General features: G+C 69.6%; 11 protein-coding genes. 6 read left to right on the forward strand and 5 right to left on the reverse strand.

Going from position 1 to position 12,131, the window contains the following annotated elements:
- Positions 1-15: 15 nt before the first annotated feature.
- Positions 16-534, forward strand: a complete 519-nt coding sequence (locus tag ACWEBX_RS14645) for an adenylate kinase (protein WP_451885212.1) — start codon at positions 16-18, stop codon at positions 532-534.
- 93 nt (positions 535-627) lie between these two features.
- On the opposite strand, the gene ACWEBX_RS14650 is transcribed toward ACWEBX_RS14645, so the two are convergent.
- Entirely contained in the window at positions 628-1,494 is an 867-nt protein-coding gene (locus tag ACWEBX_RS14650) for a GNAT family N-acetyltransferase (RefSeq protein WP_451885213.1), read from the reverse strand.
- A 173-nt stretch (positions 1,495-1,667) separates the two neighbouring features.
- Here ACWEBX_RS14650 and ACWEBX_RS14655 point away from each other — a divergent pair, with 173 nt between their 5' ends.
- The 3 genes from ACWEBX_RS14655 (at position 1,668) to ACWEBX_RS14665 (ending at position 6,226) form a co-directional block, all read left to right on the forward strand.
- Positions 1,668-2,408, forward strand: a complete 741-nt coding sequence (locus tag ACWEBX_RS14655) for an alpha/beta fold hydrolase (RefSeq protein ID WP_451885214.1) — start codon at positions 1,668-1,670, stop codon at positions 2,406-2,408.
- A gap of 159 nt (positions 2,409-2,567) precedes the next feature.
- Positions 2,568-2,918 (forward strand): trypco2 family protein, encoded by a 351-nt coding sequence (locus tag ACWEBX_RS14660; RefSeq protein ID WP_451885215.1) that lies wholly within the window; start codon positions 2,568-2,570, stop codon positions 2,916-2,918.
- A complete protein-coding gene (locus ACWEBX_RS14665; RefSeq protein ID WP_451885216.1) occupies positions 2,915-6,226 on the forward strand; it encodes an NACHT domain-containing protein in 3,312 nt (1,103 codons plus the stop codon). The genes ACWEBX_RS14660 and ACWEBX_RS14665 overlap by 4 nt, the downstream gene beginning before the upstream one ends.
- A gap of 42 nt (positions 6,227-6,268) precedes the next feature.
- On the opposite strand, the gene ACWEBX_RS14670 is transcribed toward ACWEBX_RS14665, so the two are convergent.
- Positions 6,269-6,895 carry a TetR/AcrR family transcriptional regulator gene (locus ACWEBX_RS14670; protein WP_451885217.1) on the reverse strand — a complete coding sequence of 209 codons (627 nt, stop codon included), beginning with the start codon at positions 6,893-6,895 and terminating at the stop codon, positions 6,269-6,271.
- A gap of 194 nt (positions 6,896-7,089) precedes the next feature.
- Here ACWEBX_RS14670 and ACWEBX_RS14675 point away from each other — a divergent pair, with 194 nt between their 5' ends.
- Positions 7,090-8,226: an FAD-dependent oxidoreductase gene (locus ACWEBX_RS14675; protein WP_451885218.1), complete on the forward strand. Its 1,137-nt coding sequence runs from the start codon at positions 7,090-7,092 to the stop codon at positions 8,224-8,226.
- Between the two features lie 225 nt (positions 8,227-8,451).
- Positions 8,452-9,330, forward strand: coding sequence for a phosphotransferase family protein (locus ACWEBX_RS14680; protein ID WP_451885222.1), 879 nt, complete (start codon positions 8,452-8,454; stop codon positions 9,328-9,330).
- 132 nt (positions 9,331-9,462) lie between these two features.
- Here ACWEBX_RS14680 and ACWEBX_RS14685 read toward each other — a convergent pair whose 3' ends face one another.
- The 3 genes from ACWEBX_RS14685 to tnpA form a co-directional block, all read right to left on the reverse strand.
- Positions 9,463-9,822, reverse strand: a complete 360-nt coding sequence (locus ACWEBX_RS14685) for a hypothetical protein (protein WP_451885219.1) — start codon at positions 9,820-9,822, stop codon at positions 9,463-9,465.
- 237 nt (positions 9,823-10,059) lie between these two features.
- Positions 10,060-11,334, reverse strand: coding sequence for a pentapeptide repeat-containing protein (locus ACWEBX_RS14690; RefSeq protein WP_451885223.1), 1,275 nt, complete (start codon positions 11,332-11,334; stop codon positions 10,060-10,062).
- Positions 11,335-11,622: 288 nt separating this feature from the next.
- The gene (gene tnpA, locus ACWEBX_RS14695) at positions 11,623-12,051 is read right to left on the reverse strand and encodes an IS200/IS605 family transposase (protein ID WP_451885224.1); all 429 of its coding nucleotides are present in this window, start codon (positions 12,049-12,051) and stop codon (positions 11,623-11,625) included.
- Positions 12,052-12,131: the final 80 nt, after the last annotated feature.

The raw sequence follows: 12,131 nt of genomic DNA on the forward strand, positions 1-12,131 counted from the left end.
GGATAGGCTGCCGCCGTGGAGCGGATCTTGGTGGTGGGGGTCACGGGCGCGGGCAAGTCCACGCTCGCGCGCACACTCGGCGAGCGGCTGGGTCTGGCGTACCACGAGATGGATGCGCTCTACTACGACGGCCCCGGCTGGGCCGTGAAGGGCTCGTTCGCCGAGGACGTGGCGCGGCTCGGCGCGGAGCCCCGTTGGGTGGTGGACTCGCTCGGCCACCCGGAGGTCCGCGATCTCCTGTGGGGCAGGGCGGACACCGTGGTGTGGCTCGACTATCCGAGGCGCGTGGTCGCGCCCCGTGTGGTGCGCCGCTCCCTGCGCCGCTCCGCCCGTCGCGAGGTCCTCTTCGGCGGCAACCGGGAGACCTGGCGGGGGTGGCTGAGCCAGGAGCATCCGGTCTGGTGGTCCTGGTCCCAGTACGCCTCGCGCCGCCAGGAGATCGAACGACGGACCCGCGACCCCCGCTTCTCCCCGCTCACCACCCTGCGCTTCGCCCACCCCGACGAGACCGCCGCCTGGCTCGCGACCCTCTGACGTGCGGTGAGGCTCCCTCTCACCCACGTCTTCCGAACTCTGTGACCGACGGGTGGCGCCCGAACCGGAGCGGACGGAGCGGACGGAGCGGACCTATGGGGCGGGTTCGGCGATCAGCGCCGTACCGATCTCGCGGAAGCCGAGTCGGGCGTAGATCCGCGCGACGTCGTCGTCACCTGCCGACAGGAAGACGGTGTCCGCTCCCCGTGACCGGGCGTCGGCCACCAGGGCCGCGGTGACCGCGCGGGCGAGACCTCGGCGGCGAGCCGAGGGAAGCGTTCCCACGCCGACGATCTCGCTGATTCCCGCGAGCGGTTGATGCTGGCCCGCGGACAGTGCCACCCCTTGTTCGACTGCCGCGGCGACCACTGTCAGACCCGCCCGGACACGCAGCATCGCGCGTTCCACCGATCCGTCGGCGACACAGGCGTCGGCCGCTTCCGCCAACTGTGGTGTTCCCGCGAGACCCACGTGGGTTCCCGGCTCGGCGAAGGCGAGGTGAGGAACGGCGAGGGCGCTGGGCAGCGTCGGATCGTCCGCGTCGACGATCCGTGCCGACAGGGTGCCGGACGGCCTCTCCACCGGCGCTGCCGGAACCCCCGGGACCCGTGGATCGAGCACCATCAGTGGATGTTCGTGGACCACGAGTCCCGACTCCTCGACCGCCGCCCGCAGCGTGGGTGTGGTCTCGGCGACCCATTCGAAACTCTCCGGGATCCCCAGTTCCCGCTGGCGGGCACGGACCTTCAGCACGTCGGCCGCCTCCACCGGCCCGGACCATCCCCGTGCGGGACGTGCGTAGAACGGCCAGCCCGGTCCCTCCCGCACGAACAGGGTGAGCGGCCCGATGTCCTCGGCACGGGCGCCGTGGCGCGGAACCGCGTCGTAGTACTCCTCGAGCCGGTCCAGCAATGCCCGCTCAGGGTGATCGTCAAAGTCGTCAGAAGTCACGTCGGGCATCCAAACAACTGGGCAGCACCGGCGCCACCTCATTTCGCTCGGTCCAGGTGCGGAGAGGGGCGATGCCTGGCGGGCCTGGTCCGGCCCTCGCGCCGGAAACGGCTGGAGTCTCCCCCAAGGGGAGGTCCTATCGTCCTGACCGACCGCACGCGATGGTTCGAAAGAGGTCTGTCATGACGACGTTTCTGCTGGTCCCGGGACTTTTCATGGGTGGCTGGGCCTGGGAGGCCGTGGCCGCCGAGCTGACCGCGCGAGGGCACCGGGCACTTCCGGTCACCCTCCCCGGCATGCCCGAGCGGGCAGGGGAGGACCCCGCGCGTATCGGACTGGGCGAGCACACCGACGCCGTGGCGGCTCTGCTGGACGCGGAGGGCCCGGGGATCGTGCTGGTGGCGCACAGCTACGGCATCTTCCCCGCCCTCGCGGCGGCCGACCGGCATCCCGGACAGGTCGCCCGGGTGGTGTTCGTGGACACGGGCTTCCCGGAGCCGGGTGAGTCGCTGGTGGCGCAGATGCCACAGCTCGGCCTGCTCGACCGCGCTCTCGACGGCGTCATCCCGGTGCCCGAGGGGATCCCGGCGCTGCACGCCGTCCCGCCGGCGGAGCTGGAGCGCTACCACCGTATGGCCACCCCGCAGCCGGTCCGGACCGTCACGGAGCCGATCGAGCTGACCGGCGCCTGGCTCAAGCTCCCGACCACTGGGGTCCTCTGTCTCGCGAACGGCCTCAGCGTGGAGTTCGCCCGCACGCTGCACGGTACGGGCCTGCCACGGTTCGCCAAGCTCGCCCAACCCGAAGTCACCTTCTTCGAACTGCCCACCGGCCACTACCCGATGCTCTCCACCCCGGTGGAGCTGGCGGACGTGCTGACGCGCGCGGCGAAGGGCGAAGGCGTCGGTCTGTACGAGGGCTGAGCGCTGAACATCGGTCTCCACGCCGTCATCGGGGCGGGCGGAGCAGTGGGGGAGTGCCAGGAGCGGTGAGGGTGCCGGGGAAGACGGTCTTGCTCGGCCACGCTTCGGGGCCCATCATGATGTGGCCCAAATGCTCTGGCTGGGGGAGGAGTTGGAGAGATGTGGTTCTTTCGCGGCAGACCGGACGACGGTCCCGCCGGGGCCTCCGTCGACCTGGTGGCCGCCGTCCAGGCACTCCGTACACAGATCACGGAGGCGGCCGCGTCTGACCCCGACTCGGACGTCCGATTCCAAGTGGGCCCGATTCAGCTTGAGTTCACTGTCGCGCTGGCCCGTGACCGGACGGTCAAGGGCGGGGTCAAGGCGTGGGTCGTCACTGCCGACGCGGAGCGCAGGCGGTCCACGGCGCACACGCATCGGGTGACGCTCAACCTCACGCCCGTGTCGGCCGCCACCGGCGAGAGCCCCGAGATCCGCAACACCGACTCCGGCCACCGCATCGTCCGATGACCGCCGCCGTCCGGCACCCCAGCCGCCTCCACCTGGTCGCCCTGACGACGGGGGATGACCAGGTGCGCGGCAGCGGTTACCTCCTCAACAGCCGGGTGGTCGTGACCGCCGGCCATGTCGTGGACGACATTCCCGCCGAGGACCTGCGTGTGTGCCGGCTGCACACCCTGCGCGTGACGACCGCGGAAGTCGTGCGGATCGAGAAGGACATCGCCGTACTCCTCACGGCCGAGGACCTTGCCGCACCGGGTGAGCTGGCCGGCGTGCCGCTGCGTGAGCTGGCGTCCGACGCGCGCTTCGACTCCTGCTCGGCCCTCGGTCTGCCGGCGGTGATGACCCGGGTGACCGCCGGTGTCGCCCCGCTGGAGGCCGCGTTCAAGGTGGCACCCAACAGCGCGGACAACCACGGCTACCTCTCCCTCGAACTCGACGGACACGCGCCGACGGGCCCGGAACCCTGGAGAGGGATGTCGGGTGCGCCGGTGTTCCACGCGGGCCGCTGGCTGATCGGTGTCGTCGTGCGCGACTCGTCGGGCTGGAACCACTCCCGGCTGGAGGCGAGCCCCATCAGCGCCGTGTTCGAGGGGGCGCCGCTCGCCGACGCGCTGTTCCGAGTCCGGCCCTCACCGCCGCTCACGGAGTCGGACGCGCGCGACGCCGCCTTCCTGGACACGTACCGCAGCGACACGATCCGCCGCTACGGGCATATCGAGCTGTTCGGGCTCGGTCTCCAGGGTCACCTCGTGGACGACATCAGCATCGACCACGCGTACGTGAGTCTGCGCGCGGGCGTTCCGTCGCTCCGCCTGTCGTCGAACGCCGAGCAGACCAGACCGGTCGAGCCCCTGATCGCGAAGAACACGCGGCTGCTGCTGAGAGGCAGCCCGGGAGCCGGGAAATCCACCCTGCTCGAGTGGCTTGCCGTCTCCATGGCGCGCGGCTCGTGCAAGGGCGAACTCGCGCCGTTCAACGAACGGATTCCCTTCCTGCTGCGCCTGCGAGACATGTACGCGCCGCGATGGAAACGGGTCGAGGGACGCGATGGAGTCCCACCGCGGATCGGGCACTTCCTCGAATTCAGCGGGATGGCGAGTGACGTCGCCCCGCCGGACGGGTGGATTCGCCGGATGCTCGGTCAGGAGCGGGCGCTCCTGCTCGTGGACGGCCTCGACGAGGTGCTGGAGGGCCACCGGGACGGCGTACTGCGGTGGATCAGCGACCTTCTGCGCGAGTTCCCCGCACTCCACGTGATCGTCACGGGACGCCCGGAGGCGCTGCAGAACTGGTCCCCGCCCGCCCGCCTCGGTTTCGTGGAGCTCAAGCTCGTCGAACTCGACGCCGACCAACGGGCGGAGCTCATCCACAAATGGCACCGGGCAGCCATCCTCGGGGTCAGCGCGTCGCGGCTCGCGGACGAGGAACGCGAACGGCGCATCGAGCGTCTGTCCTCGTACGAGATCTCCCTGACCCGCCACATCAACGCGTCGTCGGATCTCTCCGCTCTCGCCGCGACCCCGCTGCTCTGCGCCGTGTTGTGCAAGCTTCACGAGGTACACGGCACCCGGCTTCCGCGGTTCCGGCAGGAGCTGTACGCGCGGACCGTCGACATGATGCTCGGACTGCGAGACGCCGACCGTGAAGTGCCCGAGCCGCTGCCGGGCCTGGACATCGATCAACGCAGGGCGGTTCTCTCCTGGATCGCCGGCTACCTGACGGCGGAAGGCGAACGGGAGATCACCCTGACGCGCTTCGACGAGAAGGTGCGGAGCCGGCTGCCCAGTCTGGGGCGGGAGCCCGGCGCCCACACCCCCGGTGAGATCCGTAAGGCCCTGCACGAGCGGAGCGGGCTTCTCGTCGCCCCGGCCGAGGACACGCTGCGCTTCAGCCATCGCACCTTCCAGGACTACCTCGCTGCCACGGATCTGGTCGCTCAGCGATCCTTCGGTCAACTCGCCGGCCACGCCGGGGAGGAGATGTGGGACGACGTACTGCGCTTCGCCATGAGCCAGTGCAACCTCGCCGACACCCGCGAGTTCGTCGCTCAGATGCGACGCAAGGCGCGACTGGTGACCAACCGGACCCAGCGTGCCCGTATGCGTCTGGCCGCGGCATCGTGCATTCCCTACGCGGTGCAGATGGAGGAAGAGGACCGCGGGGCCCTGATCGCGGGCGTCGCGAAAACCTTCCGGGCCGCGGCGAAGGAGGAGAGCAAGGCACTTGCCGCAGGACCGGAGAAGACCCCGTCACAGCCCACGGGGTCGCAGGACGACGGCCTCTCGCACGAGACCGACCAGTACGCGTCGGTCGGGCCCGACCTGCTCTCCGCTCTGCAGCGCGACTTCGACTGGCGGGACATGGACCTCTGCCGGAGCGCCGCCCAGTTGGCCGGCAGACTGGGCGGCTCCGAGGCCCTCGCCTTTCTGTCACAGATGCCGTTCGAGCAGCGGGAGAAACTCGCCTCGGTACTCGTCGGGATCTGGGAGACCTGTCCGGGGCAGGAATACGCCGATGCCGTGCTCGCCGGTCTGGACGTCTCCCGGCTGGTGGCCGACTCGACCGCGCAACTCGCCCAGGCACACGTCCTGGGTTCGGTCGAGGGCCTGACGGTACGCATGGCCATGCCGCTCGACGAGGTCGTCGACTTCGCCAACAGTCATCGGACCAGCCTGCTGAACTGGACGCCCACGGCTCTCAGGTACACCGAGTCCTTCGACGTTCTCCGCGAGGTACGAGGGCTGACCAGTCTTCTTCTCGGCATCGCCCCGACCACGAGTGACCCGCTGTTCCTCGCCTCCATGATTCTCAGGCCCCATCGGCAGTACGAGAAGCTTCGGTTCACCCTGCCCGCGCTGCCCGGGGTACGGGACCTGGCGCTCACGTCCATGCCTCTCGACTGGCAGGCCCATGTGGCCGGGTGGACGAGTCTGAGCCAGGTTTGGCTCACCGGCTCCGCGATCGAAGGGATCGGCACGCTCGGCGCGCTGCCTGCCCTCACGCAGTTGTCCGTCTCCTGCGAGGCGCGGGAGTTCAGCCTGCCCTCGGGTCTCGGCCACGGCGGAGTGAGTCACCTCGGACTCATGGTGCACGCGGATCACGGGCTCAAAGAGATCGACCTGACCCGCCTGCCGACCGCGTTTCCGGCCCTGCGCCGACTCACGTTCGGCGTCACCGGGCTCGGCTGGGAGGCCGATCTGGCGGGGCTCGAACGCATGCCGGACCTGCGGATCCAGCTCGTCGGCACGCCACGGAACCACCCCGGTGTCCGCGGCGCCGAGAAATTCCCCCGGGAACGGATCAAATGGGGCTGACGCCGTCGGCGCCTCGTCTCGGGTGACCGTCGGCCCCTCGTCTCAGGTGAGATCGCGCCAGCCGCTGTCGAGCAGATCGAAGGCTCTCGTGATGACCTGCTGAGGGTCGTCGTGGCTGCGGGCAGCGTGCGGTGCTTCGAGGGCGAAGTGGGCCAGGGCCGTACAGGCCGGATCGCCCGCGGGGAGGCCGCTCTCTTCGGCGATCACCTCGGCGAGCGCGGCGGTGTGGCGTAGCCACATGGCCTGGTGGTAGTCGCGCAGGGCCGGGGTGCTGTTCACCAGGTCGAGGAAGGTCGTGAAGCGGGGATCGCTGTCGGCGCCCCCTTTGCGGTGGCGCAGTGCGTGCTCGCGCAGGGCGTTCGGGATGGACCGGCCGGGGGGCCGCTCGCGTACGGCGGCGAGGAGGCCTGCCTCCTGATCGGCCTCCTCGTCGAAGACCAGCGCCTCTTTGACGGGGAAGTGCTTGAACAGCGTGGTGGTCGACACGTCCGCGGCGTCGGCGATCTCGCGGATACCGACGTCGTCGTAGCCGCGCTCGAGGAACAGACGCAGGGCGGCGTCGGCGATGGCCTGGCGGGTGGCCGCCTTCTTGCGCTCGCGGCGCCCTACAGGGGCAGGGGCGTCATCGCTCGGGCGGGTGGCCTCGGACAAGGAGGTGGCATCGGGCATAGAACTAATCTACACCACTAATTGGCTCGCTTAAAAAGTTGAGTCGTTGCACTTATTGATCCGGTGTGCTTTTCTGTTGTGGTGGCCGCGAGGCAGTGCCCGGCCCCGACACCCGCACCTCACTCCCTCCTGTCCGAACGGAGCGATCAGCCATGTCCACGGCCGATCCCCACTCCCATGAACGGAGCACCACCATGAACACCCGACGCACCCCCCGAATCGCCGTCATCGGAGCCGGTCCAGGCGGTCTGACCTGCGCCCGCATCCTCCAGCAGTACGGCATCGGCGTCACCGTCCACGACCGCGAAACCGGCCCGGAGACGCGCAACCAGGGCGGCACGCTCGACCTGCACGAGGACAACGGCCAGATCGCCCTGCGCGAGGCCGGCCTGCTGGACGACTTCTTCCGCCTCTCCCGCGCCGAAGGGCAGGAGATGCGCCGACTGGACCACGCGGCAGGCACGATCGGCTTTCACCACGTTCCCGAGGAAGGCGAGCTCTTCAAGCCCGAGATCGACCGCGGACAGCTTCGCGACCTTCTCCTGAACTCGCTCCAGCCCCACACCGTGCGCTGGGGGCACACCCTGCGTTCCGTCGAAGGCCCCTCCCAGGGACCCCGCCTGCTGCACTTCACCGACGGCACGAGCGTCGAGGCCGATCTCGTCATCGGAGCCGACGGTGCCTGGTCCAAGGTGCGCCGCGTCCTCTCCGACGCCACCCCCCAGTACACCGGAATCAGCTTCCTCGAAGCGTGGTTCCACGACGTCGACAACCGGCACCCCGACATCGCCGGACTCGTCGGCCAGGGCAGCGCCGCGGCAGCCGACGGCGAGCGCGGGCTGTTCGCCCAGCGCAACAGCGGCGACCACATCCGTGTCTACGTCATCCAGCGCGCCCCCGCCGACTGGATCACCGCCGCCGGCCTCACCGCCGAGGACACCGACGGCATCCGGGACATCCTCCTCGACCGCTACAGGGCCTGGTCTCCCCGCCTGAGGCAGATGCTCCGCGACAACGACGGCCTCTACGTCGACCGCCCTCTGTACGCGCTTCCCGTTCCCCACGCCTGGGAACACGACCCCACCGTCACCCTGCTCGGGGACGCCGCCCACCTGATGCCCCCGCTCGGCGTCGGCGTCAACCTCGCCATGCTCGACGCCTGCGAACTCGCCCTGGCCCTCGCCCACCACGAGACCATCGACGACGCCGTCCGGGCCTACGAGAAGACCATGCTGCCCCGCTCCGCCGACATGCAGCACGCACTCGACGGCCACGCCCACGACCTGCTCTCCGACGAACCGCACGCCCCCGACGAGGACGACACCCACTGACCGAACACTCCGCCGCCCAACCCCTCACCGCCGAACGCCCCACCGCCGTACGGTCCGTGACCTCGCGACGGACGATATGAGCAAGGATGTTTCCTCCACGGTGCCGATAGCCTTCCCGTCGTGATCCACGATGAGGGCAGCAGCCGAGCCGGAGACGGACCTGAGGCACGCGGGTGGGGCGCCACACGGTCGTGGGTGGAGAAGCGACTCGCCCCGGGGGAGCGGATAGTGGGAGCCGAGCGCCTGCGCGGCGGTTGGACCTCGCACATGCGCAGGCTCCGGATCTCCGGTCCTGACGGTCGACGAGCCCTGGTGTTGCGCTCCTTCGAGAAGCCCTTCTACGTTCGGCACGCGAACGGCTTGTTGTCCCGCGAAGCCGCGATGCTGCGTCTGCTCGGGGAGACGGGTGTGCCCGCGGCCGAACTCGTGGACGTGGACGCAGCCGGCACGTACTGCGACCACCCGTCCCTGCTGATGTCGTCGCTGCCCGGGTCCGTCCGTCTGGACGATCGGGGTGCCGAGCGCCGGGCCGATCTGCTGGCCACGCAATTGCTGCGCATTCATCGGACCGAGGTCTCCGCGGAGGCGAGGCCGCGGACTTGGGAGGCCTGGACCTCAACGGAGCGGGTGACGCTCCCCGCGTCCACGGAGCGGCCGGAGTTGTGGCACCGGGCCGTGGACGTCATCCGGAAGGATCCCCCGCGTCACCAACCTTGTTTCCTGCACCGGGACTTCCACCCGGGCAATGTTCTCTTCGAAGGCGACGGGAACGACGTACGTCTCAGCGGTGTGGTCGACTGGGTGGAGACCTCATGGGGACCGGCCGACCTCGACGTGGCCCACTGCTCAACAGCCCTGGCCCTGCTGCACGGTGTCCCCCTGGGCATGAGCTTCGCGGACCGGTACCTCGCCGCTGGAGGGCGACTTGACGGACGGCGCGACGCCCATCTGTACTGGCGGCTCATCGACGCCCTGGCCTTCGCCCCGGACGCGGAGAAGGTCGCCGTCCCCTGGCGCGAACTCGGGCGCACGGATCTGACCCCCGCCGTTCTGGCCGGCAGGCTGGAGGAATACGTCGTCGCCCTGTTCGAGCGCTACGCCTAGGTTCCTCCCCGTCGCCCACCCGCACGGCAGTGTTCGAACGGGCAGTGTCGTCGCCGCGCCAGGCGCATCGATTCGCGGGGAGAGCGGGGCAGTGATGCACGCCCTGGAACGCGAGTGCTGTCCGGACTTGTTTCACTCTTCGTCGCGATGGGTGAGACGGCCGTCGCCAAGCAGCCAGTAGTGCTGGTGTGGCGTCAGTTGCCAGGTCTCGTCGGCGGTGACGGCCCGCGTGATCCATGCGTGGGGTTGGGGAAGGGCACGGGCTTTCAGAACTGCGCGTGTGGCGGCACGTTCAGTGGCATCCACCGGGTGGACGTCCATACGGAAGCCGACCGTGTCCGGGTGGATGCCGCGGCCGTAGTTACGCTGGAGGGGAGCGACCCACGCCACTCCCAGGACGATGGGCCCATTGTCCTGCCCCCTGAGGAACCGCAGGTCCGACACACGGCTCATGTACGGTCCGAGGCATTCGTTGATGTCGGTGGTGTTCAAGGGCCAGGAACGGTGTCGGGGCAGCCTTCGATTTCGCGCGGACATGGCACGCAGAATGACAGAAGGCAACTGTCGGCTCCCACAGGTTTGTGCTGGACGGACGCTCACGACATCGCCGATCGCGAGCGGTCGTGGCGGTGCGGCCTGCTTCCGGATCGACATCCCCTGATGCTAGTGGCGACTGATCGCGCAGGCGGCAGTCGAGGTGCCCAGGGGCGACCGGCACGCCATCGCGCACTACCGGCCGTCCTCCCCGTCCAGCAGCCTCCGCAGCTTCCACGACGTGCAGGGGTCGGGCAGGACGAATCCGCCCGGTGCCTGTGAGGAGTACGACAGCTTCCGCAGTGCGGTCGACGGGAACGGCCAGCAGGTCTCCAAGGACCAGTGCACGCCGCTCAGGTCGGCGCCCGCGAGGTCGGTGCCCCGCAGGTCGGCGCCCGACAGATCGGCGCCTCTCAACCGGGCTTCGCGGAGTGAGGCTCCGTGCAGGACCGCGCCGCGCAGGTCGGCGCCCTTCAGGTCGGCGTCGGAGAGCACCGCGGACACGAGGTTGGCCTCCGTCAGGTGGGCCCCCGCCAGGTTCGCTTCCGTGAGATGGGTCGTGTAGAGCTGGGCGTTCGACAGGTCGGCGCCCGCCAGGTTCGCCGAGCCGAGGTAGGTGCCCGCGAGGTCCGCACCGACGAGGTGTGCCTCGCGCAGATCGGCGAACGGCATCAGGGCGAAGGAGAGTTGAGTGCCCGTCAGCCGGGCCCTGGCCAGTCTCCCCTGGATGAGGACGGCACTGTCGAGGTTCAGGCCGGAGAGGCCGATGTGGGCCAGCAGACCTGCCGGGAGGTAGACCAGATCCTCGACGAGGTGGCGCAGTTCCTTAACGGCCGGTGTGCGCGGGTCGCGGCATGCCTCCGGGTGCCCACGCTGCCAGTCGGCCAGTTCGCGAACGCGGTCGAGGCCGGACATGGACATCGGCATGACCCGCGTCCGGGTCGCCGGGCGGCCCTGCGCGGGGGAGGGCGCCACCACGTCGAGGAGGGCGGTCGGGTCGTACGGAGCAGGGGCGCCGGACGTACTCGCGAGGCCACCGCCGCTCTCGCCGGGCCACGCGGGGGCGCCGGATCCGAGACCGGCCGGGCCGTGCGTCCTGCTCCACGCGTCCATCGCGGCCCCGACCATGGCGCACGCCGTTCCCGCGTCGGAAGGCCGGTCCGCCCGTTCCGGGGCGAGAAGCGCGAGGACGAGTCCGTCGACCTCGGGAGGCAGCGGCTCGCGGGAGTGGAGGGACGGCGGGGGCGGCAGCTTCCTCTCGTAGAGCCCGCCGCAGTCGGGGCGGGCGCCGATCAGCAGTTCGTACAGCACGCAGCCCAGGGCATACAGATCGGCCCTGCCGTCGGTCGTTCCGGGCGCGCCGAGCTGTTCGGGTGCCATGTAGGCGGGCGTTCCGACTGCCTGGCCTGCGAGGGTGAGCGGGCGCGCCTGGTCCGGCTCCCGGACGAAGCGGGCGATGTCGAAGTCCAGGAGCTTGCTTGACGGTCCCCGTGGGGGTGACCATCACATTCCCGGGCTTGATGTCACGGTGCAGCAGGCTGGCGGCGTGCGTGACCTCCAGGGCCCGGCAGATCTGTCCGGCCCAGTCCAGGATCAAGGGGACCGACGCACCGGCGGCGGCCCGGTCCAGCGTGTGGCCGGCGACCAGTTCCATCCCTGATCTTGTGTGGGTATCCCCGGCTTCAGCCGGGGAGGGAAACGCATCCTCGTCCCCGGAGGCGCGCTGCGCCGGAGTTTGCTCCGTCTCTGTTTTGACGGTCAGCCAGGCTGCTTCTGGCCTTCGATGTACTGACGGATCACGGTCAGCGGTGCACCGCCGCAGGAGCTGGCGAAGTAGGAGCGCGACCAGAACGCCGAGCCCATTCCGATGTGGTTTATCCGGCCGGTGTACTCGGCCCGCAGGTAGCGGGAGCTGACGCCCTTGAGGCTGTTGATCAGCTTGGACAGGGCGATCTTCGGCGGGTAGTGCACGAGCAGGTGGACGTGGTCGGCTTCGCCGTTGAACTCGCGTAGTTCCACTTCGAAGCTGGTACAGACCTCCCGCATGATCTCTTCGCAGCGCTTGAGCATGGCGTCATCGAAGACATCGCGCCGGTATTTGGTGACGAACACCAAGTGAGCATGCAGGTTGCAGGCGACGTGACGTCCAGTACGGATATCAGGGTTTGGTGCCCAGCGCGGTGGCATACGCCAAGCGTAGTATCTTCGTTGAAGCTGACCAGGAAGGGGGTGGGCCGGATGATCCGTGCGTACAAGTTCCTCATGCG

This window comes from Streptomyces sp. NPDC005070 (assembly GCF_053600395.1).

What these genes read in the sequence shown, in the direction of transcription:
- ACWEBX_RS14650 (WP_451885213.1), bottom strand. Translation starts at nt 1,494, where the DNA reads ATGCCCGACGTGACTTCTGACGACTTTGACGATCACCCTGAGCGGGCA.
- ACWEBX_RS14655 (WP_451885214.1), top strand. Translation starts at nt 1,668, where the DNA reads ATGACGACGTTTCTGCTGGTCCCGGGACTTTTCATGGGTGGCTGGGCC.
- ACWEBX_RS14660 (WP_451885215.1), top strand. Translation starts at nt 2,568, where the DNA reads ATGTGGTTCTTTCGCGGCAGACCGGACGACGGTCCCGCCGGGGCCTCC.
- ACWEBX_RS14665 (WP_451885216.1), top strand. Translation starts at nt 2,915, where the DNA reads ATGACCGCCGCCGTCCGGCACCCCAGCCGCCTCCACCTGGTCGCCCTG.
- ACWEBX_RS14670 (WP_451885217.1), bottom strand. Translation starts at nt 6,895, where the DNA reads ATGCCCGATGCCACCTCCTTGTCCGAGGCCACCCGCCCGAGCGATGAC.
- ACWEBX_RS14675 (WP_451885218.1), top strand. Translation starts at nt 7,090, where the DNA reads ATGAACACCCGACGCACCCCCCGAATCGCCGTCATCGGAGCCGGTCCA.
- tnpA (WP_451885224.1), bottom strand. Translation starts at nt 12,051, where the DNA reads ATGCCACCGCGCTGGGCACCAAACCCTGATATCCGTACTGGACGTCAC.